This window comes from Burkholderia sp. LA-2-3-30-S1-D2 (genome assembly GCF_001523915.2).
In the GTDB taxonomy this organism is placed as follows: Bacteria; Pseudomonadota; Gammaproteobacteria; order Burkholderiales; family Burkholderiaceae; genus Burkholderia; species Burkholderia diffusa.
Genome location: NZ_CP013384.1, coordinates 1,012,804 through 1,034,310, shown reverse-complemented (window position 1 = coordinate 1,034,310; position 21,507 = coordinate 1,012,804). Strand labels below are relative to the sequence as shown.

General features: G+C 67.1%; 16 protein-coding genes. 8 read left to right on the top strand and 8 right to left on the bottom strand.

Features of this window, described 5'->3' with window-relative positions:
• Position 1: 1 nt before the first annotated feature.
• Together htpG and WS66_RS17425 are read right to left on the bottom strand one after the other, a co-directional pair.
• Positions 2-1,900 (bottom strand): molecular chaperone HtpG, encoded by a 1,899-nt coding sequence (gene htpG, locus WS66_RS17430; protein ID WP_059600356.1) that lies wholly within the window; start codon positions 1,898-1,900, stop codon positions 2-4.
• 159 nt (positions 1,901-2,059) lie between these two features.
• On the bottom strand, positions 2,060-3,520 hold the full coding sequence (locus WS66_RS17425) for an aminotransferase-like domain-containing protein (protein WP_059600355.1): 1,461 nt from the start codon (positions 3,518-3,520) through the stop codon (positions 2,060-2,062).
• Between the two features lie 233 nt (positions 3,521-3,753).
• Between WS66_RS17425 and WS66_RS17420 the strand changes: the two genes are divergently transcribed.
• The 7 genes from WS66_RS17420 (at position 3,754) to WS66_RS17390 (ending at position 12,108) form a co-directional block, all read left to right on the top strand.
• On the top strand, positions 3,754-4,446 hold the full coding sequence (locus WS66_RS17420) for a VOC family protein (protein WP_059600354.1): 693 nt from the start codon (positions 3,754-3,756) through the stop codon (positions 4,444-4,446).
• Positions 4,447-4,501: 55 nt separating this feature from the next.
• On the top strand, positions 4,502-5,410 hold the full coding sequence (locus tag WS66_RS17415; RefSeq protein ID WP_059600353.1) for a DMT family transporter: 909 nt from the start codon (positions 4,502-4,504) through the stop codon (positions 5,408-5,410).
• 152 nt (positions 5,411-5,562) lie between these two features.
• Positions 5,563-6,744 carry an aminotransferase-like domain-containing protein gene (locus WS66_RS17410; protein ID WP_059600352.1) on the top strand — a complete coding sequence of 394 codons (1,182 nt, stop codon included), beginning with the start codon at positions 5,563-5,565 and terminating at the stop codon, positions 6,742-6,744.
• A gap of 42 nt (positions 6,745-6,786) precedes the next feature.
• On the top strand, positions 6,787-7,245 hold the full coding sequence (locus WS66_RS17405) for a RidA family protein (protein ID WP_034208050.1): 459 nt from the start codon (positions 6,787-6,789) through the stop codon (positions 7,243-7,245).
• A gap of 13 nt (positions 7,246-7,258) precedes the next feature.
• Positions 7,259-8,140 carry a PhzF family phenazine biosynthesis protein gene (locus tag WS66_RS17400; RefSeq protein ID WP_059600351.1) on the top strand — a complete coding sequence of 294 codons (882 nt, stop codon included), beginning with the start codon at positions 7,259-7,261 and terminating at the stop codon, positions 8,138-8,140.
• 217 nt (positions 8,141-8,357) lie between these two features.
• Complete coding sequence (locus tag WS66_RS17395) at positions 8,358-10,697, top strand: bifunctional diguanylate cyclase/phosphodiesterase (RefSeq protein ID WP_059600350.1); 2,340 nt, start codon at positions 8,358-8,360, stop codon at positions 10,695-10,697.
• 196 nt (positions 10,698-10,893) lie between these two features.
• Positions 10,894-12,108 carry a chromate transporter gene (locus WS66_RS17390; RefSeq protein ID WP_059600349.1) on the top strand — a complete coding sequence of 405 codons (1,215 nt, stop codon included), beginning with the start codon at positions 10,894-10,896 and terminating at the stop codon, positions 12,106-12,108.
• A 35-nt stretch (positions 12,109-12,143) separates the two neighbouring features.
• On the opposite strand, the gene WS66_RS17385 is transcribed toward WS66_RS17390, so the two are convergent.
• On the bottom strand, positions 12,144-12,590 hold the full coding sequence (locus WS66_RS17385; RefSeq protein WP_059600348.1) for a multidrug/biocide efflux PACE transporter: 447 nt from the start codon (positions 12,588-12,590) through the stop codon (positions 12,144-12,146).
• A 112-nt stretch (positions 12,591-12,702) separates the two neighbouring features.
• Here WS66_RS17385 and WS66_RS17380 point away from each other — a divergent pair, with 112 nt between their 5' ends.
• Complete coding sequence (locus tag WS66_RS17380) at positions 12,703-13,587, top strand: LysR family transcriptional regulator (protein ID WP_059600347.1); 885 nt, start codon at positions 12,703-12,705, stop codon at positions 13,585-13,587.
• A 62-nt stretch (positions 13,588-13,649) separates the two neighbouring features.
• Here the strand turns inward: WS66_RS17380 and WS66_RS17375 are convergent, their stop codons facing one another.
• From WS66_RS17375 to WS66_RS17350, 5 genes are all read right to left on the bottom strand, one after another.
• On the bottom strand, positions 13,650-14,108 hold the full coding sequence (locus tag WS66_RS17375) for a CopD family protein (RefSeq protein ID WP_059600346.1): 459 nt from the start codon (positions 14,106-14,108) through the stop codon (positions 13,650-13,652).
• Positions 14,109-14,355: 247 nt separating this feature from the next.
• Positions 14,356-16,677, bottom strand: a complete 2,322-nt coding sequence (gene parC, locus WS66_RS17370) for a DNA topoisomerase IV subunit A (RefSeq protein ID WP_059600345.1) — start codon at positions 16,675-16,677, stop codon at positions 14,356-14,358.
• 62 nt (positions 16,678-16,739) lie between these two features.
• Positions 16,740-18,722, bottom strand: a complete 1,983-nt coding sequence (locus tag WS66_RS17365) for a DNA topoisomerase IV subunit B (RefSeq protein WP_059600344.1) — start codon at positions 18,720-18,722, stop codon at positions 16,740-16,742.
• Between the two features lie 223 nt (positions 18,723-18,945).
• Positions 18,946-20,895: an ATP-binding cassette domain-containing protein gene (locus WS66_RS17360; RefSeq protein ID WP_059600343.1), complete on the bottom strand. Its 1,950-nt coding sequence runs from the start codon at positions 20,893-20,895 to the stop codon at positions 18,946-18,948.
• 162 nt (positions 20,896-21,057) lie between these two features.
• Positions 21,058-21,462: a DUF4399 domain-containing protein gene (locus WS66_RS17350; RefSeq protein ID WP_059600451.1), complete on the bottom strand. Its 405-nt coding sequence runs from the start codon at positions 21,460-21,462 to the stop codon at positions 21,058-21,060.
• Between the last annotated feature and the right edge of the window lie 45 nt (positions 21,463-21,507).

Sequence of the window (21,507 nt, the reverse complement as noted above, 5' to 3'; positions counted from 1 at the left end):
TTCACGCGGAGCGCGACAGCAGCAGCGCGTTGGTCCGCTTCACGAAGCTCGCCGGATCGTCGAGCATCCCGCCTTCGGCCAGCAACGCCTGGTCGAACAGCAGGTGGCACCAGTCGCCGAAATCGGCGCTGTCGGCGTTCAGCTGCTTCACGAGCGCGTGCTCAGGATTGATCTCGAGAATCGGCTGCATCGCCGGCGCGTTCTGGCCGGCCGCCTTCAGCATCCGCTGCAGGTAACCGCTCATGTCGTTATCGTCCGCGACGAGGCACGACGGCGAATCGGTCAGGCGGAACGTGACGCGCACTTCCTTCACCTTGTCACCGAGCGCTTCCTTCATCTTCTCGACGACCGGCTTGATCGCCTCGCCCGCCTGCTCCTGCGCCTTCTTTTCCTCGTCGTTCAGCTCGCCGAGGTCGAGATCGCCGCGGGCCACGCTCGCGAGCGGCTTGCCGTCGAATTCATGCAGGAACGACAGCATCCATTCGTCGACGCGATCGGTCAGCAGCAGCACCTCGACACCCTTCTTGCGGAACACTTCCAGGTGCGGGCTGTTCTTCGCGGCCTGCCACGTATCGGCAGTCACGTAGTAGATCTTGCTCTGCTCGGGCTTCATGCGCGACACGTAGTCGGCGAGCGACACGTCCTGCGCGTCGGTGTCGCCGTGCGTCGAGGCGAAGCGCAGCAGCTTCGCGATCCGCTCGCGGTTCGCGTGATCCTCGCCCAGACCTTCCTTCAGCACCTGGCCGAACGCGCTCCAGAACGTCTTGTACTTCTCCTTGCCGGCGTCCTCTTCCGCGTTCGCGAGTTCCTCGAGCATCGACAGCGCGCGCTTGGTCACGCCTTCGCGGATCGCCTTCACGTCGCGGCTTTCCTGCAGGATTTCACGCGACACGTTCAGCGGCAGGTCGGCCGAATCGACGACGCCCTTCACGAAGCGCAGGTATTGCGGCAGCAGTTGCTCGGCGTCGTCCATGATGAACACGCGCTTCACATACAGCTTCAGGCCGCCGCGGTAATCGCGGTTCCACAGGTCGAACGGCGCATGCGCCGGCACGAACAGCAGCTGCGTGTATTCGCTGCGGCCCTCGACGCGGTTGTGCGTCCACGTGAGCGGATCCTGGTGGTCGTGCGCGATATGCTGGTAGAACTGCGTGTACTGCTCGTCGGTGACGTCGCTCTTCGAACGCGTCCAGAGCGCGCTCGCCTGGTTGACGGTCTCGTCCTCGTCCTTCAGGACCATCTCGCCCTTTTCCTGATCCCACTCTTCCTTCTGCATCAGGATCGGCAGCGCGATGTGATCGGAATACTTCTGGATGATCGACTTCAAGCGGTGCGACGACAGCAGTTCGTCCTCGCCTTCGCGCAGGTGCAGCGTGATCGTCGTGCCGCGTTGCGCGCGCTCGATCGCGTCGATCGTGAAATCGCCCTCGCCCGCGCTTTCCCAGCGCACGGCTTCGTTCGCCGGCAGGCCCGCGCGGCGCGTCTCGACGGTGATCTTGTCCGCGACGATGAAGCCCGAGTAGAAGCCGACGCCGAACTGGCCGATCAGCGCCGCGTCCTTCTGCTGGTCACCGGACAGCTTCGTGAAGAATTCCTTGGTGCCCGAACGCGCGATCGTGCCGAGGTTCGCGATCGCCTCGTCGCGGCTCATGCCGATGCCGTTGTCGTCGATCGTGATCGTGCGCGCGGCCTTGTCGTAGCCGATGCGGATGCGCAGGTTCGGATCGTTCTCGTACAGCGCGTTGTCCGCGAGCCCTTCGAAACGCAGCTTGTCGGCCGCGTCGGACGCGTTCGACACCAGTTCGCGCAGGAAGATTTCCTTGTTGCTGTAGAGCGAATGAATCATCAGGTGGAGGAGTTGCTTGACCTCTGCCTGAAAGCTCATCGTTTCGTGTGCCATGGATGCTGTTTCCTCTTACATGAACTTGAATGGTGTGGCGCGGGCGGCCGGCGCGCGATGCCGGCGGGCCCGTCAAGGACGACCGCCTGGCGCAAGCGGTTCGCGCGGGTATCTGGGGACGGGCGAGCGGGATTTCAAGGGGCGGCCTGCCGCCCCCCGTCACGACGCGCGCCGCGCCGCCGCTTCGATATAGCGCGCGAGAAACCCCGGCAGCGCCGGATCGCCGCAGTTCGCGACGTTGAAGCGCGTCCAGGTCGACGACGACTGCTGCGGCGAGAACAGGCTCCCCGGCGTCAGCAGGAAACCTTCCTCGTGCGCGGCGGCCGCGAGCGCGTCCGAATCGACGCCCGTGTCGGCCCACAGGAACATCCCCGCCGCCGGCATCGTGAAGAGCCGCAACCCGGTACGCTCGAGCATCCGCGCGGTCTTGTCGCGCACGCCGTCGAGCCGCGCGCGCAGCCGCTCGACGTGGCGCCGGTAATGCCCTTCGGTCAGGATCTTGTACAAGACGCGCTCGTTGAGCTCCGGCGTCGTCATGCCGACCAGCATCTTCTGGTCGGTGACCGCCTTCGCGATTTCCGGTGCGCAGGCGACATAGCCGACCCGCAAATTCGCTGCGAGCGTCTTCGAATAGCTGCCCAGGTAGATCACGCGCTTCAGCTGGTCGAGACTCGCGAGCCGCGTGGCCGGATAGCTCGGCGGGCACAGGTCGCCGTACACGTCGTCCTCGACGACGAGGAAGTCGTACGCCTCCGCGAGCTTCAGGATCCGGAACGCCTGCGCGGCCGACAGCGACGTGCCGGTCGGGTTCTGCAGCACCGAATTGATCACGAGCATCTTCGGCCGCCACATCTGCACGAGCGTTTCCAGCGCGTCGAGATCGGGGCCGTCGGGCGTATAGGGCATGCCGACCAGTTGCGCGCCCTGCGACGCGAAGCGGCCGAACATCTGGAACCACGCGGGATCACCGACGATCACCGCATCGCCGGGCCGCACGTAGATCCGCGAGATCAGGTCGATCGCCTGCGTGATGCCCGACACCAGCACGAGCTGCTCGGGCTTCGCGCCGATCTCGACTTCCGCGAGCCGCGTCTGCAATTGCTGGCGCAGCGGCAGGAAGCCTTGCGCGGTACCGAAACCGAGCATCTGCGCGCCGGACTGGCGCCCGAGCGCGCGCAGCGCGCCGGTGATCAGCTCGCCGTCGAGCCAGCGGCCCGGCAAGTAGCCGAGACCCGGCCCTTTTTCCGGACTGACGGTGTGCAGCATGTTGCGCAGCAGCCAGACGACGTCGATCGTGTTGTGCACGGGCGCGGCCTCGGCCACGCGCACCACGTTGTCGGCCGGCTGCGGGCCGGTGGCCGTGCGCTCGCGCACGTAGAAACCCGAACCGCGCCGCGAGTCGAGGTAGCCCTGCGCGACGAGCCGTTCGTACGCTTCCACCACGGTAAAGCGCGACACGCTCTTGTCGAGCGCGAGCTTGCGGATCGACGGCATCCGCATGCCGGGCCGGAACACGCGTTCGTCGATTCGGCGCCGCGCCCATTGGACGAGCTGGTCGACGAGCGTGAGCGTGGCCGTATCGTGCGGCGCGGGAATCTGGGCGAGTGGGACGGTGGACATGGGTGGTGGCGGCTCCAACTGTACCGAAGGCTATCGCGCCGATTGTACCGTTACTGTGCCGGTGCCGACGATTACAGTTGGCACGAATGGTGATCGTGCGGCTGCCGTCGCGGTCTTGCCGCACGCGGTGTCGCACCACCGGGCCTGCATCGCGGCCCGGGCACCGGCCGGTTCCGCAACCGTCCGGCGCATCGCCCGCCCACCATGACACTTTCGCTTCCCGACCGACGTTCATGCCAGCCCGCTCCCTGACCCTCGACCATCTCGTGATCGCCGCGCGCACGCTCGACGAAGGCGTGCGCCATGTCGCCGCTTCGCTCGGCATCGAGCCGGCCGGCGGCGGCCGCCACCCGCTGATGCGGACCCACAATGCGCTGTTCGGCGCCTGGGGCGGGCTCTATCTCGAAGTGATCGCGATCGACCCCGACGCACCCACCCCGGACGACGGCGCCACGCCGCCGCGCGCGCGGCTGTTCGCGCTCGACGATCCGGCGATGCACGCACGGCTCGCGCAGGGCCCGTTTCTCGCGCACTGGGTCGCGCGCGTCGACCGCCCGCGCCAGCTCGCGATGTGGCAAAGCCAGTACCCGGCGCGCATCGCGCCGGTCGTCGCGATGCGGCGCGGCGACCTGAGCTGGGGTCTCACGGTGCCCGACGACGGCGCGTTTCCCGCGTGGCAAGGCGTCGGCGACGGCCTCGTGCCATCGCTGATCCAGTGGGACAGCCCGCGCCATCCGGCCGAATCGCTGCCGAACGACGGCGTCGCACTGAAAGCGCTCAAGGGCATCCACCCGCATGCGGACGTCATCCGCGAGCAGCTCGACTGGCTCGACGCCGGCCATCTGCTCGACCTCGACACCGGCGACGGCCCGCCGGCGCTCGTCGCCGAATTCGACACGCCGCAGGGCACACGCACGCTGCGCTGAACGCCCCTGCCGCCCCTCGATTACACGAACCCCGCATTACGGAGACACCCATTTCATGAATTCGCGCGAAACCCGGGGCATGCTGCTCGGCCTCATCGGCGTGATGATCTTCAGCCTGACGCTGCCGATGACGCGTATCGTCGTCTCCGAACTCAATCCGCTGCTGAACGGGCTCGGCCGCGCGCTCGCCGCGTCGGTGCCGGCCGGCCTGCTGCTGTGGTGGCGCCGCGAACGGCTGCCGACCCGCGCGCAGCTGAAAAGCCTCTCGGTCGTGTCGGCCGGCGTGATCATCGCGTATCCGGTGTTCTCCGCCTGGGCGATGAAAACCGTGCCGGCCTCGCACGGCGCGGTCGTCAACGGGCTGCAGCCGCTGTTCGTCGCGCTGTACGCGGCGTGGCTGTCGCACGAGCGGCCGTCGAAGGCGTTCTGGGCCAGCGCGCTGGCGGGCAGCGCGCTCGTGATCGCGTTCGCGCTGCGTGACGGCGGCGGCACGGTGCAGGCCGGCGACGCACTGATGCTCGTCGCCGTCGGCATCGGCGCGCTCGGCTACGCGGAAGGCGCGCGCCTCGCGCGCCAGATCGGCGGCTGGCAGGTGATCTGCTGGGCGCTCGTCGTGTCCGCGCCGTTCCTGGTGCTGCCGGTCGGCTGGCTCGCATGGACGCAGCACGTCGCGCACCCTGCCCCGCTCGCGTTGCGCACGTGGCTTGCATTCGGCTACGTGACCCTTTTTTCGCAATTCATCGGCTTTTTCGCGTGGTACGCGGGGCTCGCCATGGGCGGCATCGCGCGCGTCGGCCAGGTGCAGCTGCTGCAGATCTTCTTCACGATCGCCTTTTCCGCGCTGCTGTTCGGCGAGACGGTGACGCCGTCGACCTGGCTGTTCGCGGCCGCCGTGATCGCGACCGTGATGCTGGGCCGGCGCTCGGCGGTGGCCACGGCCCCGCGCGCCGCTCGCGCCGGTTGATGAGGTGCGCCATAATGTTCGCTTTGCCTGAACGGTTTTGCCCACCCGGCCGCGACGGCCCGATCGCGCTCCCGCGCGCCCACCCGGCCGCGTCGACGCGATCAGCCCGATCGACCTTTCTTGACTGACCACGATATCCGAACGAGGAGACTATGAATCCGAGCGACCTGCATCCGCCGCACTGGCAGCTTTCCGAACGCGCCCGCAAGCTGACGAGCTCTGCGATCCGCGAGATCCTGAAGGTCACGGAACGCCCCGAGGTCATCTCGTTCGCAGGCGGCCTGCCCGCTCCCGCGACGTTCCCGGCCGAACGCATGCGCGCCGCGGCCGACCGCGTGCTGCGCGATGCGCCCGCCGCCGCACTCCAGTACAGCGCGACCGAAGGCTACCTGCCGCTGCGCGAATGGATCGCCGAGCGCTACAGCGTGCGCGTGTCGCAGGTGCTGATCACGACCGGCTCGCAGCAGGCGCTCGACCTGCTCGGCAAGGCGCTGATCGATCCGGACAGCCCGATCCTCGTCGAAACCCCGACCTACCTCGGCGCGCTGCAGTCGTTCTCACTGTACGAGCCGCGCTACGTTCAGGTGCCGACCGACGAGCTGGGCCTGCTGCCCGAAGGCCTCACGCCCGACCTGACGCAAGGTGCGCGCCTGCTGTACGCGCAGCCGAACTTCCAGAACCCGACCGGCCGCCGCCTGCCCGTCGAGCGCCGTCGCGCGCTCGCCGCGTTCGCGCAGTCGAGCCCGTTCCCGGTGCTGGAAGACGACCCGTACGGCGCACTGAACTACCAGGGCGAACCGCTGCCGACGATGCTGTCGATGGCGCCCGACCATATCGTGCACCTCGGCACGTTCTCGAAGGTGCTCGCGCCGGGCCTGCGGATCGGCTACATCATTGCCCCCGAGGAGCTCCACTTCAAGCTCGTGCAGGCCAAGCAGGCCACCGACCTGCACACGCCGACGCTCACGCAGCGCATCGCGCACGAAGTGATCAAGGACGGCTTCCTCGACGAGCACATCCCGACGATCCGCCAGCTGTACGGCGCGCAATGCGAGGCGATGCTCGCGTCGCTCGCGCGCCACATGCCGGAAGGCGTCACGTGGAACCGCCCGGACGGCGGCATGTTCATTTGGGTCAATCTGCCCGCGCAGATCGACAGCATGAAGCTGCTCGAGGCCGCGGTCGCCAACCACGTCGCCTTCGTGCCGGGCGCGCCGTTCTTCGCGAACGACCCGCAGCAGAACACGCTGCGCCTGTCGTTCGTGACGGTGCCGCCGGAGAAGATCGAGGAAGGCGTCGCGCGCCTCGGCAAGCTGCTGCGCGAGCGTCTCTGATCCCCTTTTTCCTGTCACGACTCTCAACGAGGAATCGAACACATGGCTAACGTCTACGACAAACTGAAGTCGCTCGGCATCGAACTCCCGACCGCCGGCGCACCCGCCGCCGCCTACGTGATGAGCGCGCAAAGCGGCAACACGGTCTACCTGTCGGGCCACATCGCGAAGAAGGACGGCAAGGTCTGGGCCGGCAAGCTCGGCGCGGATCTGCAGACGGAAGACGGCAAGGCGGCCGCACGCTCGATCGCGATCGACCTGCTCGCGACGCTGCACGCGCACACGGGCGACCTGAACAAGGTCACGCGCATCGTGAAGCTGATGAGCCTCGTCAACTCGACGCTCGACTTCACCGAACAGCACATCGTGACGAACGGTGCGTCGGAACTGATCGCCGAAGTGTTCGGCGACGCAGGCAAGCACGCGCGTTCGGCGTTCGGCGTCGCGCAGATTCCGCTCGGCGCATGCGTCGAGATCGAACTGATCGCCGAAGTCGCGTAACGGGCGCATCGAGATGACCGGTCGTCTCGTCCGCTTCAAGCAGGTCGACGTCTTCACGTCGGTGCCGTTCAAGGGCAACCCGCTCGCCGTCGTGTTCGACGCCGATTCGCTCGGCGACGACGCCATGCTCGAGATCGCCCGCTGGACGAACCTGTCGGAAACGACGTTCGTCTGCACGCCGACCGATCCGGACGCCGACTACCGCGTGCGGATCTTCACGACGGCCGGTGAACTGCCGTTCGCCGGCCATCCGACGCTCGGCACCGCGCATGCGTTCCTGGAAAGCGGCGCGCGGCCACGCACGCCGGGCCGGCTGATCCAGCAGTGCGGGGTCGGCCGGGTCGCGCTGCGCGAGCAGGCCGGCGGCTGGGCGTTCGCCGCGCCGCCTGCCCGCGTCACGCCGCTCGACCGTTCGGACTACGCGGTGCTGGCTGCCGCGTTGCGCAGTGACGCGATCGACCTGGAAGCCGAGCCGTGTGCAGTGGACAACGGCGCGCCGTGGCTGGTCGTGCGACTGAAGTCGGCCGACGCGTGCGTCGGCCTGTCGCCCGATCCGGCCGCGCTGGAGGCACTCACGCGCCGCTATGGCGTGGACGGCCTCGCGGTCTACGCGCCGCATGCCGAAGGCGGCCCAGCGACATTCGAAATCCGCTGCCTGATGACGGGCGGCAACTTCGGCTTCGGCGAGGACCCGGTCACCGGCAGCGCCAACGCCGCGCTGGCCGGGCTGCTGACGCGGCAGGAGCGCCGCCCCGGCCAGTCGTACACGGCCCGCCAGGGTACGGCCATCGGCCGCGACGGCCGCATCTCCGTCAGTTATGACGAAGACGGCACCACGTGGATCGGCGGCCACGTCGTCACGGTCGTCGACGGCACCTTCCGGTCTCCTGTTTAACATTTCGCGATGTGCGATGGCGCCGGCCCGTCCGGCGCCCCTACGATTCGCCCAACTATCGCAAAAGCGTTCCAGCCAGTAATATCGGGCCTAATCCGTTGTTTCGGAGGTCTGTCCATGGTTGCGTGTCCCGCGAACGAACAGACGTCGGGACAACCCGAACCATAGCCAGCCATCCAGACGGATGACGCATGCGAGCAGGACGCCGCCCTCTCAGATGAGCTCCGCCCGGTCAAACCACAAGCCGCCGAACCGACCGCTGCGCGCGCCGCGCAAGTCGCGCCGGCGCGCGCTGTTCGCGATCCCGCTGCTCGGGATGCTGGCGCTTGCGCTGCTGTGGGCGGTGATCGTCGCGCGGCTGTCGGTCGAAAAGGACAGCGCGTACAAGGAAGCGGCGGCCTCGGCGGCGATCCTGTCGTCGGCGCTCGAACAGCACACGGTCAAGGCGATCCACCAGGTCGACCAGATCACCCGCTTCGTCAAGTTCGAATTCGAGAAATCGCCCGCGCGCTTCAACCTCGCGAGCGCGGTCGAAAAAGGCGTCGTGCCGAGCGACACGCTGATCCAGGTTTCGCTCGTCAACGCGAAGGGCATCCTGTTCGCGAACACGGCCGAACTCCATCCGAAGCCGATCAACCTGGCCGACCGCGAGCACTTCAAGGTCCACCTCGCGCACAACGACGATCGCCTGTACATCAGCAAGCCCGTGCTCGGCCGCGTGTCGAGCCACTGGACGCTGCAGATGACGCGGCGCCTGAACAATCCGGACGGCAGCTTCGCGGGCATCGTCGTGGTGTCGGAAGACCCGAGCTACTTCACGAACGATTTCTACAACAACGCGGCGATCGGCAAGGAAGGCGTGATCGCCGTGGTGTCCGACACGGGCGCCGTGCTCGCGCGGCGCACCGGCTCGCTCAACAACGCACCCGGCGCGTTCTCCGCATCGGGCGTCTACCCGATCTCCGAGCGCGTGACAGGCACGATCATCGACCCGATCGACGGCGTGACGCGCATCGTGTCGTACCGCCACCTCGACGGCTACCCGCTCGCGGTGATGGTCGGGCTGTCGCAGTCCGAAGAATTCGCGGACTACTACCACACGCGTAACGTCTATCTGCTGATGACGAGCTTCATCACGCTCGCGATGCTCGCGTTCTTCGGCGTCGCGACGGGGCTGATCGGCAAGCTGCTCGGCCGCGAGCGCGAGATGACCCAGCTCGCCGAGTACGATCTCCTCACCGGCCTCGCGAACCGCTACGCGACGCTGCGCGGGCTGCGCAACGACGTGTCGATGCCGGCCAGCCTGTCGCGGCTGGGCCTGCTGTTCATCGACCTCGACAACTTCAAGACCGTCAATGACACCCTCGGCCACAACGCCGGCGACATCGTGCTGCAGATGACCGCGTCGCGCCTGTCGGATGCCGTCGGCGACGAAGGGTCGCTTGCACGGATCGGCGGCGACGAGTTCGTCGTCGTGATGAAGGGCGACGACGTCGAACGGCGCGCGGTGCGGCTCGCGGAAGCGATCATCCGGATGTTCGCCGAGTCGTTCGACGTGCGCGGCAGTTCGTTCGTGCTGCACGCGAGCATCGGCATCGCGCTGCACACCGTCGCGAACGAAAGCGAGATCGACCTGCTGAAGAAGGCCGATCTCGCGATGTACAGCGCGAAGGACGCGGGCAAGAACTGCTACCAGTTCTACGCGCCGCACCTGTCGCATCGCGCGGACCACCTGATGCGCTGGGAACAGCAATTGCGCGTCGCGCTCGCCGAGGGGCAACTGTTCCTCGCTTACCAGCCGAAGATCGACCTGACGCACCGCACGATCACCGGCTTCGAAGCGCTCGCGCGCTGGGATCACCCCGAGCACGGGATCATCTCCGCGAACGAATTCATTTCGATTGCCGAATCGACGGGCCTGATCGTGCCCATCGGCGACTTCGTGATCCGCACCGCGTGCGAACAGATCGCGCGCTGGCGCGACGATGGCCACGACACGCTGACGCTCGCGGTCAACATCTCGCCGGTGCAGTTCTGGCGCGGCGACCTGATCGAGACGATTTCGCAGGCGCTGCAGGACACCGGCATCGAGGCGAACCGGCTCGAGATCGAGATCACCGAGACCGCGATGATGGAATATCCGGAGCTCGTCTCCGAGAAGATCGTCGCGTTGAAGAAGCTCGGCATCCGGGTCGCGCTCGACGATTTCGGTACCGGCTATTCGTCGCTGTCGTACCTGCACCGCTTCTCCGTCGATACGCTGAAGGTCGACCGCTCGTTCGTGCAGGCGATCCCGAACGATCGCAGCGTGTGCGTGATGGTGTCGTCGATCGTGCATCTCGCGCGCTCGCTCGGCCTGACAGTCGTCGTCGAGGGCACCGAAACCGAGGAGCAGATCGCATGGCTGTCCGCGCTCGGCGAGATCGAGGCGCAGGGCTTCCTGTTCTCGCGCCCCGTGCCGGCCGACGCGATCCCCGCGCTGATCGCACGCTTCGGCGTGCGCGGCGACCTGCCGAACGTCCTCACGCACCGCGCGACCGGCAGCACGGGCGCCTGAGTCCGCAGCCCGCGCGGCAATGTTGCGCAGCACACCGATTATTTCGGTTTCCGATCCGGTTGTTTAGTTCATGAACTAGCGTTTTCGCGCATGGCAGCGTCACGATGCGCGGCGGACAATCGGGAGGGTCATCGTGTCGGCGGGTCGCCGGCACGTTTCCACGCGCGAGACCAGGCCCAGCGCCAAAAGCACAGTCATGACAACCGTCGAAGTCGAAGCGGCCGAACGTGTCGAACAGGCACGGGCATCCCTATGGGCCTTGTTCAAGGTCGTGGCCGGCATTTCCGCCGTGTCCTGGGGCGGGCTTTCGATGATGGCGCAGCTCGAACGCCACTACGTCGACCGGTTGCAGCGCATCGAGCCGCACGTGTTCGCCGATCTCGTCGCCCTTGCATGGCTCGTGCCAGGCCCCGTCGGCTGCAATGTCGCGGTGCAGGTCGGCCAGACGCTGCACGGCCGCACCGGCGCATGGATCGCCGGCATCGCGAGCGTGCTGCCGTTCTCCGTGCTGATGACGCTGTTCGCGATCTTCTACCGCACGCCGATCGTGCGCTCGCTCGCCGCGCCGATGCTGATCGATCACTTCGGGATGGTGCTCGCCGCACTGATCGGCGTCACGTGGGTCAAGCAGTTGCGCACGCTCGCGAGCACACGGCTGGAACAGGCAATCGCCGCGCTATCGACGATTCTGCTCGCTTTCGCGCATAGTCCAGCCGCCTTCGTCGGGATTCTCTTCGCTGCGTTTGCAGCCGGCTGGCTGACCGGGCCGCCGCAACACGCATCTGTCGACTTCACGCTGTCGAAACGCGACCGCAACCTGCTCGTGCTGCTCGCCGCGCTCGTCGCGCTGTTCGCGCTGCCGCTGCCCGGCGACTACCAGGAGACGCTGCTGTGGCCGCGGCTCGCCGGCGCCGGCATGACGCTGTTCGGTGGCGGCTTCTCCGCGCTGCCCGTGCTCAAGACGCTGTTCGTGTCGCCGGCCACCGGCATCTCCGATCACGACTTCACGCTCGCGTTCGCGCTGTCGCCGGTGTCGCCCGGCCCGCTGCTGAACGTCGTGCCGTTTCTCGGCTACCTGACCGACGGCTGGACCGGCGCGCTGCTCGCGACCGCCGCGCTGTTCATTCCGTCGGGGTGTCTCGTCGCGTTCGCGCAGAACCATCTGCTCCGGCTCAAGCGCCATTCGCGCTTCGAGCACGGGATGCGCCTGCTGCGCGCGGCAACGACGGGTTTTCTCGTCGTCGCCGTCGTGAGGATCCTCCACCGCGAACCGGCCGATCCCGTCTACTGGCTCACGGGCGCGTTTGCGACGCTGTGCTTCACGCGCTTCAAGGTGCCCGTGTACGCCGTCTATGGTGCGGTCGCGATCGTGTGCGGCGCGTGGCTGTTATGGGCCGACATCGCGCACTGACGGCACGCCCTCCACCACCGCCGGCCGCTGGCCGTTCAACTCGCCTGCACGGCGACGCGGCGTGCGACCCAGCGTGCACGCAACGCGTCGTACGCGAGGTTGAAGCAGAACGTGTACGGCAGGAAGAACAGCACGATGCCGAGGTCGAGCAGCAGCGCCTCGACCCGACTCACGTTCAGCCACCACGCGGCAACCGGCACCACCATTGCGACCAGGCCGAGTTCGAACACGACCGCGTGCGCGATCCGCATCCCGAGCGTGCGCGTGAGGCCGGCGCGGCGCTCGAAGCGGTCGAACAGCGTGTTGAACGTCATGTTCCAGGCCATCGCGATCAACGACACCATCACCGTCAGCACGCCAACGTGCGACACCGGCATGTCGAGCAACCACGCGCCGATCGGCGCGCACAGCGCGATCGCCACCAGTTCGAACGTCAGCGCGTGAACGAGGCGCTCCGTCACCGTCTTGTTCATCTGTTTCATGGGTCCCTCCAGTTCGTTTGTGAAGCGTATGCCGGCCATTTTGATCGGCGTAACTGCATGAATCCAGTTTGATATCATCGGTTTTACCGATACAACGCCGTGAGACCCGCGCATGCGCCACGCCCCCGAAGCCCTGCTCGCCTTCGCCGAAGCCGCGCTGCTCGGCTCGTTCACGGCCGCCGCGCGCAAGCTCGGCAAGCGCCAGTCGACGGTGTCCGAAGCGATCGCGAACCTCGAGATCGATCTCGGCGTGCAGTTGTTCGACCGCTCCACGCGCGCACCGACGCTGACCGACGCCGGGCGCGCGCTGCTGCCGCAGGTGCAACGCGCACTGGAGGCCGGCGCGGCGATCGACCGCACCGCCGCGCGGCTCGCGCAGGGCGAGGAAGCACGGCTGACGCTCGTCGTGTCCGATACGTATCAATCGAAGCGTTACGAGGAAACCTTGATGGCGCTCGAGCGGCGCTTTCCGACGCTGGAACTCGAATGCCAGATTGCCGAACACGAGGACGTGCTCGACCTGATCCAGCAGGGCCGCGCACAGCTCGGGCTGATGGCCGCGCGCGCCGCCTACCCGCCCGATATCGGCGCGGCGACGGTGGCGGAGGAATCGGAGATCGGCCTGTTCGTCGGGCTCGCGCACGCGCTGGCCGCCTACGGCGACGCTGACGTGCCGCATGCTGCGCTGCGCGACGCGCGCGAGCTGCGCCTCAACACGTACGTGAAACCGGAGGATCGCGGCGCCGACGACCGGATCGTCATCGGCACGCAGCGCTGGCTCGCGCCGAGCTACCTGATGCTGCTGGAGATGGCGGTGCTGGGGTTCGGCTGGGCCGAGCTGCCGCGCTGGATGGTCGAGCACTTCGCGGGCGAGCGCCTCTGCGAGCTGCGCTCGCGTGGCTGGCCGCGCCGCGTGCGGGTCGATGCGGTGTGGTCGCGCAACCGCCCGCTCGGCCCGGCCGGCGCGTGGCTGCTCGACGCGATGCTGGCCGCATAGCGGCGCGCGACATCGCGCCGGCGGCGGGCGCCGAACGGCGCCGCAAGGTCAGGCGTTCGCGCTCAGAGGCCGCGCGACAGCACGGCTGCGCCAATCGTCACGACGCCGAGCACGAGGTTGACGACGACAAGCAGGCGCACCGTGTTCACCGCGCGCGCGCCGTCCGGCCAGTTCTGCGCCTGCACCGCGCGGCGGATGCGCGGGAACAGCGCGAAGCGGATGTGGCCGAAGATCAGCATCATCACGACACCGAGCCCCGCCATCGCATGCAGCGTCCACGTCGCGTGCGCGCCGCCGAATGCCGTGAGCAGGAAACCGCCGGACAGCAGGATCACGATCACCGACCCCGACACCCAGTTGAAGAATCGGCCGAACACGCCCTCGATCAGCGGCAGTCGCAACTGCGGCGTCAGGTCGGACAGCGCCGGGCGCAGGCAAAAGTGCGCGAAGACCATCCCGCCCACCCACACGGCGACGGCCAGCAGGTGAAGAAACAGCGCGACGGCAACAGCGTGGGACATGGCGGCAATCCTGGTATGAGTTAAGTGCAACGAACAGCCGCGTCACGCGCGGTCTCGAGCGACGTTCGACCCGCGCGCAGCCGCTCGGTTCAGACCCCTGGCGGAATTTCACAATATTTTGCAAGTTCCGCGTGACGGCGCCACTCGCGCTTGCCTGGATGCGTCGCGCAAAAAAGAATCGGCCGCACGCCCGCCGAAGCGGAGGTGCGGCCTTCGATACCGGTCGAGCCGGCCAACGGATGCGGCGTCAGCCGAGCAGCGGACGCAGCTCGCTGACGACCTTGAGCTTCGTTTCCGGCGCGCGGCCCTTGCGCGCACGCTTGCCGACGTGCGGCGCGAGCCCCGCGTACGACAGTGTTTCGTCCTGCGCCTTGCCGCCGCGGCCGGTGCCGATCAGCACGACGCCGGCCGGGTCGATCGCGAGCGCCTGCACGAGCGTTTCCTTGTCGTCGAGCGCCATCAGGATCACGCCGCGGCCGCCACCCGACAGCGTCTTCATCTCGTCCATCCCGAACACCAGCAGACGACCGCCGCTCGACAGGCACGCGACCTGCGTTGCGTTCGGCAGCACGGGCATCGGCGCGAGCGGCACCGCGCCCGCATCGATGGTCATGAACGACTTGCCGGCCTTCACGCGGCTCACCATGTCGCCGACCTTCGCGAGGAAGCCGAAGCCGTTGCTCGACGCGAGCAGCAGTTGCTGGTCGGCCGGTGCTGCGTAGTAGTGCATCAGGTGCGAGCCCGATTCGAGCTCGATCAGCGACGTCACCGGCACGCCGTCGCCGCGCCCGCCCGGCAGCACCGACACGTCGACCGAGTACACGCGGCCGCTGCTGCCCCACGCGATCAGTCGATCGGGCGTGCGGCACTGGAACGCCGCATACAGGTGATCGCCTGCCTTGAACGAGAAGCCGGCCGGGTCGAGCCCGTGACCCTTCAGCGCACGCACCCAGCCCTTCTGCGACACGACGACCGTCACCGGCTCGTCGACGACCTTCGCCTCGAACGTCGCGCGCTTTTCCTGCTGGATCAGTGTGCGGCGATCGTCGCCGTACTGCTTCGCGTCGGCCTCGATCTCCTTGATCATCAGCCGCTTCATCGCGCTTTCGTTCGCGAGCAGTTCCTCGAGCTTCGCCTTCTCGTCACGCAGCGCCTCGAGTTCCTTCTCGATCTTGATCTTCTCGAGCCGCGCGAGCTGACGCAGGCGGATTTCGAGGATGTCTTCGGCCTGGCGGTCGCTCAGGCCGAACGCGCTCATCAGCGCAGCCTTCGGCTCATCCGACTCGCGGATGATGCGGATCACCTCGTCGATGTTCAGGAAGACGATCATCCGCCCTTCGAGGATGTGGATGCGGTCGTCGACCTTCGCGAGACGATGGCGGCAGCGGCGCGTCATCGTGAGCTGGCGGAACTTCACCCATTCGTCGAGGATCGTCAGCAGCCCCTTCTGGCCTGGCCGGCCGTCGGCGCCGATCATCACGAGGTTCAGTGTCGCGTTCGACTCGAGGCTCGTATACGCGAGCAGCGTGTTCACGAATTCGGTCTGGTCGATCGTGCGCGACTTCGGCTCGAACACGAGCCGCACCGCCGCTTCCTTGCCCGACTCGTCGCGCACCGCGTCGAGCAGGTCGAGCATCGCCTTCTTGGTGTTGAGCTGCTCGGGCGTGAGCGTCTTCTTGCCGAGCTTGAGCTTCGGATTGGTGAGCTCCTCGATTTCCTCGAGCACCTTCTGGCCCGACGTGTTCGGCGGCAGCTCGGTGACGACGAGCTGCCACTGGCCGCGCGCGAGATCCTCGATCTTCCATTTCGCGCGCACCTTCAGGCTGCCACGGCCGGTTTCATAGGCCGCCGCGATCTCGGTGTCGCTCGAGATGATCTGGCCGCCGCCCGGGAAGTCCGGGCCGGGGATCAGGTTCATCAGCTCCGCGTGCGTGAGCTTCGGATTGCGGATCAACGCGACCGCCGCCGCCGCGACCTCGCGCAGGTTGTGGGACGGAATCTCGGTCGCGAGACCCACCGCGATGCCCGACGCGCCGTTCAGCAGCACGAACGGCATGCGGCTCGGCAGCGTCTTCGGTTCCTCGAACGAGCCGTCGTAGTTCGGCATGAAGTCGACCGTGCCCTGGTCGATCTCGTCGAGCAGCAGCTTCGAGATCGGCGTGAGCCTCGCCTCGGTGTATCGCATCGCTGCCGCGCCGTCGCCGTCGCGCGAGCCGAAGTTGCCCTGCCCGTCGATCAGCGGATAGCGCAGCGAGAAATCCTGCGCGAGACGCACGAGCGCATCGTATGCCGACTGGTCGCCGTGCGGGTGGTATTTACCGAGCACGTCGCCCACCACGCGCGCCGACTTCACCGGCTTCGCGTCCGGGCCGAGGCCCATTTCGTTCATCGCGAACAGGATCCGGCGCTGCACCGGCTTCTGGCCGTCGCACACGTCGGGCAGCGCGCGGCTCTTCACGACGCTGACCGCGTAGCTGAGATACGCCTGCTCCGCGTAGTTGCCGAGCGTCAGCGCTTCGGCGTCCGGTGCGTCGGATCCGGCGAAGAGATCGGAAGTATTGTCGTCCATCTGAATTCCGTATTCGTAAGTGGCGTGAGGCCGGGCCGGGCGTCATGCCCGGCCGCGCGGGTTTAGATGTCCGCTTCGACGTCGTTGCCCTTTTCCTCGAGCCAGCCGCGTCGCGCGGCTGCCTCGCCCTTGCCCATCAGCATGGTCATGCGCGCGACGGTCGCCTCGTAGTCGAGTTCGCCGAGCTTCACCGGCATCAGGCGGCGCGTGTCGGGATTCATCGTCGTGTCCCACAACTGCTCCGCGCTCATTTCGCCGAGACCCTTGAAGCGGCTGATGCTCCACTGCGTTTCGCGCACGCCGTCCTTGCGCAGCTTGTCGAGGGTCGCCTCGAGTTCGCCTTCGTCGAGCGCATAGAGCTTCTGCGCGGGCTTCTTGCCGCGTGCGGGCGCATCGACGCGGAACAGCGGCGGCCGCGCGACATGCACGTGACCGCGCTCGATCAGTTGCGGGAAATGCTTGAAGAACAGCGTGAGCAGCAGCACCTGGATGTGCGAGCCGTCGACGTCCGCGTCCGACAGGATGCAGATCTTGCCGTAGCGCAGATTCGACAGGTCGACGGTGTCGTCGGGGCTGTGCGGATCGACGCCGATCGCGACCGAGATGTCGTGAACCTCGTTGTTCGCGAACAGGCGATCACGCTCGGTTTCCCACGTGTTCAGCACTTTGCCGCGCAGCGGCAGGATCGCCTGGTATTCCTTGTCGCGGCCCATCTTTGCGGAACCGCCCGCCGAGTCGCCCTCGACGAGAAACAACTCGTTGCGCGCGATATCTTCCGTCTCGCAATCCGTCAGCTTGCCCGGCAGCACCGCGACGCCCGAACTCTTGCGCTTCTCGACCTTCTGGCCCGCACGTGTGCGCGCCTGCGCCTGCTTGATCACCAGTTCGGCGAGCTTCTTGCCGTGCTCGACGTGCTGGTTCAGCCACAGTTCGAGCGCCGGACGCGAGAACGACGACACGAGCTTCACCGCGTCGCGGCTGTTCAGGCGTTCCTTGATCTGCCCCTGGAACTGCGGATCGAGCACCTTCGCGGACAGCACGAACGACACGCGCGCGAACACGTCTTCCGCGAGCAACTTCACGCCCTTCGGCTGCAGGTTGTGCAGTTCGACGAAGCTCTTGACCGCCTGGTAGAGACCGTCACGCAAGCCCGACTCGTGCGTGCCGCCGGCCGGCGTCGGGATCAGGTTCACGTACGACTCGCGCACGAGCGATCCTTCCTCGCTCCATGCGACGACCCACGACGCGCCTTCCCCTTCGGCGAAGGTCTCGTCGGTCGAACGCGCATCGGCGAAGCGCTCGCCCTCGAACAGCGGGATCAGCAGCTCGCTGCCGTTCATCTCGTCGAGCAGGTAGCCGCGCAGGCCGTCCTCGTACTTCCACGCCTGGCGTTCGCCGGTCTTCTCGTTGACGAGCACCACCTCGACGCCCGGCAGCAGCACGGCCTTCGAGCGCAGCAGACGCTGCAGCTCGCCAAGCGGCAGGTTCGGCGAATCGAAGTACTTCGGATTCGGCCAGACCCGCACGCGCGTGCCGGACTTCTTCTCGCCGCGGCCCGCGCCTTGCGTCGCGAGCGGCTTCACGACGTCGCCTTCCGCGAAGCCGAGCTCGGCGATCTTGCCGTCGCGCCAGACCGTCACGTCGAGACGCGTCGCGAGTGCGTTCGTCACCGACACGCCGACGCCGTGCAGGCCACCCGAGAACGTGTACGCGCCGCCTGCAGCCTTGTCGAACTTGCCGCCCGCGTGCAGGCGCGTAAATACGATCTCGACGACCGGCACACCCTCTTCGGGGTGCATCCCGAACGGGATGCCGCGGCCGTCGTCCTCGACCGACACCGACTGGTCGGCATGCAGCGTGACCGTAATCTGCTTGCCGTAGCCGCCGAGCGCCTCGTCGGACGCATTGTCGATGACTTCCTGAATGATGTGCAGCGGATTTTCGGTACGGGTGTACATGCCGGGCCGCTGCTTGACCGGCTCAAGGCCCTTGAGCACCTTGATCGATGCTTCGCTATAGGCCGCGCTGGGCTTCTTCGTTGACATAGGCGCTGAATTTCGTCATTCATCGGGACGTTGTCCACACTTCGTGTGGACAACGTCGTGGACAAAACGTTGAGTTCCGTAAAAAAGCGAATCGAAACAACGGTGTGCTTGGACTGCTCCGAAAGCGGGCGCGCGGCATTCGCTGCGCTGCCCGGGACGCGCGGTATTTTACTGGTTCCGCGTGGCGCGCCGTAGCAAGATCACTCACACGGCGCACGGGGCGTCAGACCGGCTTGCGCTTTGCCTCGAGCGTCTCCCACCGCTCGAGCGCGGCGAGGAGCTCGTCGTCGATCGCCGCGAAGCGTTCGGTCAGGCGCGTGCCTTCCTGCGGATCCTTCGCGAAGATCGAACCATCCTCGAGCTGCGCATTGATCGTCTTCTGTTCTTCCTCGAGCGCCGCAATCTTCTCCGGCAGCCCATCGAGTTCGCGCTGCTCGTTGAACGACAGCTTCACCGTGCGCTGTGCGTTGCGGCCGGCCGCGCTTTTCGCCGCGTCTTCCTTGACCGGCGCCGCTTCCTTCACCGCGCGCTTCGCCGCCTCCTGCTGCGCGAGCTGCTGCGAACGCTCGCTCTGGATCTGCCAGTCGGTGAAGCCGCCGACGTATTCGCGCCACTTGCCGTCGCCCTCGGCCGCGATCACCGACGTCACGACGTTGTCGAGGAATGCGCGATCGTGGCTGACGAGCAGCACCGTGCCGTCGTAGTCGGCCAGCAGCTCTTCGAGCAGTTCGAGCGTCGGGATGTCGAGGTCGTTGGTCGGTTCGTCGAGCACCAGCACGTTGGCCGGACGCGCGAACAGGCGCGCGAGCAGCAGCCGGTTGCGCTCGCCGCCCGACAGCGACTTCACCGGCGAGCGTGCGCGCTCAGGCGCGAACAGGAAGTCGCCGAGATAGCTCATCACGTGCTTGCGCACGCCGCCGATCTCGACCCATTCGCTTCCGGGGCTGATCGTGTCGGCCAGGCTCTTTTCCTGGTCGAGCTGCGCGCGCATCTGGTCGAAGTACGCGACCTGCAGGTTCGTGCCGGTGCGCACCGTGCCTTCGTCGGGCTTCAGCTCGCCGAGGATCAGCTTGAGCAGCGTGGTCTTGCCCGCGCCGTTCGGGCCGACGAAGCCGATCTTGTCGCCGCGCATGACCGTCGTCGAGAAGCGCTCGACGACCGCGCGGCCGCCGTAGCGCTTCGTCACGTCCGTCAGCTCCGCGACGATCTTGCCCGACTTCTCGCCCTGCGCGACGTCGAGCTTCACGTTGCCCTGCGAATTGCGGCGCTCCGCGCGCTCGTTGCGCATCTGCTCGAGCCGCGCGATGCGGCCGACGCTGCGCGTGCGGCGCGCCTCGACGCCCTTGCGGATCCAAACTTCTTCCTGCGCGAGCAGCTTGTCGAACTTCTCGTTTTCCACGCGCTCGACTTCGAGCTGCTGCGCCTTGCGCGTCTGGTACGCGGAGAAATTGCCCGGATACGACAGCAGCCGGCCGCGATCGAGCTCGACGATGCGCGTCGCGACGCGGTCGAGGAACGCGCGATCGTGGGTGATGAACAGCAGGCCCGCGCGCTGCGCGACGAGCAGTTCTTCCAGCCAGCGGATGCCGTCGAAGTCGAGGTGGTTGGTCGGTTCGTCGAGCAGCAGCACGTCGGGCTGCACCACGAGCGCGCGCGCCAGCGCGACACGCTTCTGCATCCCGCCCGACAGCGCGTCGACCTGCGCATCGCCGTCCGTCAGGCCGATCTGCGCGAGCGTCATCGATACGCGCGTACGCCAATTCCACGCATCGTGCGCATCGAGTGACGACTGCAGCGCGTTCATCCGCGCGAGCAACGCGTCGTGCTCGGCGCCTTCGGGCGTCTCCGCAAGGCGGTGCGCGATCGAATCGTATTCTTCGAGCACTTCGCGCGTGTGCGTGAGCCCCGAGGCGACGGCCTCGAACACGGTCGCGCCCGGTTCGAATTCGGGCTCCTGCGGCACGTAGACGGTCACAAGCTCCTGCTGGCGCGTAATCAGCCCGTCGTCGGGCTTCGCCAGCCCGGCGACGATCTTCAGCAGCGACGACTTGCCCGCGCCGTTGCGACCGATCAGGCCGACGCGCTCGCCGGCCTCCAGCGAGAAATCCGCGTGATCGAGCAACGCGACGTGACCGAACGCGAGTTGCGCGCCGGTAATGGAATAAAGCGACATGGGGAGGCGGCGAAGAGAGAAATCGGAAGCGCCCATTGTACCGGTGGCGGGCGCCTGCGCCGGGATGGCCGGACGGACTAGGCCGGTGCGCGGTTCATTTCGTGCCGTGGCGGGCATCCGGCCGCACCTTCCCGGCCGGGTGCCCGCATGCGGAAGATGCGATTACTTTACGTTGACCGAGATCGTCGAGCTCAGCTCGGGACCGTACGAGCGGTGCGCGCCGTCGCCGAGCTGCAGCGTCAGCGTGTGCTGGCCGGGCGGCAGCTTCACATCGGTTTCGGTCTGGCCCTTGCCGAAGTGCAGCGAATGGTCTGTCGCGGGGATCACGTCGCCCTTCGGCACCGGCTGGCCGTCGATCAGCAGGTGATGGTGGCCCGTGTCCGGCGTCATGTCGCCGGCCGGCTTGAGCCCCATGCCTTCGAGGCCGAACTTCACGTGCACGGGGCTCGACACCGTCGCGCCATCCTTCGGCTCGACGAAGAACACGCGCGCCTCGGCACGCGCGAGCGTCGACACGGCCAGTGCCGCGACACATACCGCACCCGCGATCCACTTCTTGTTGAGCATCGTTTTCTCCTTCAGATTGAAAGGCTCACGAAGCATACACTGCGT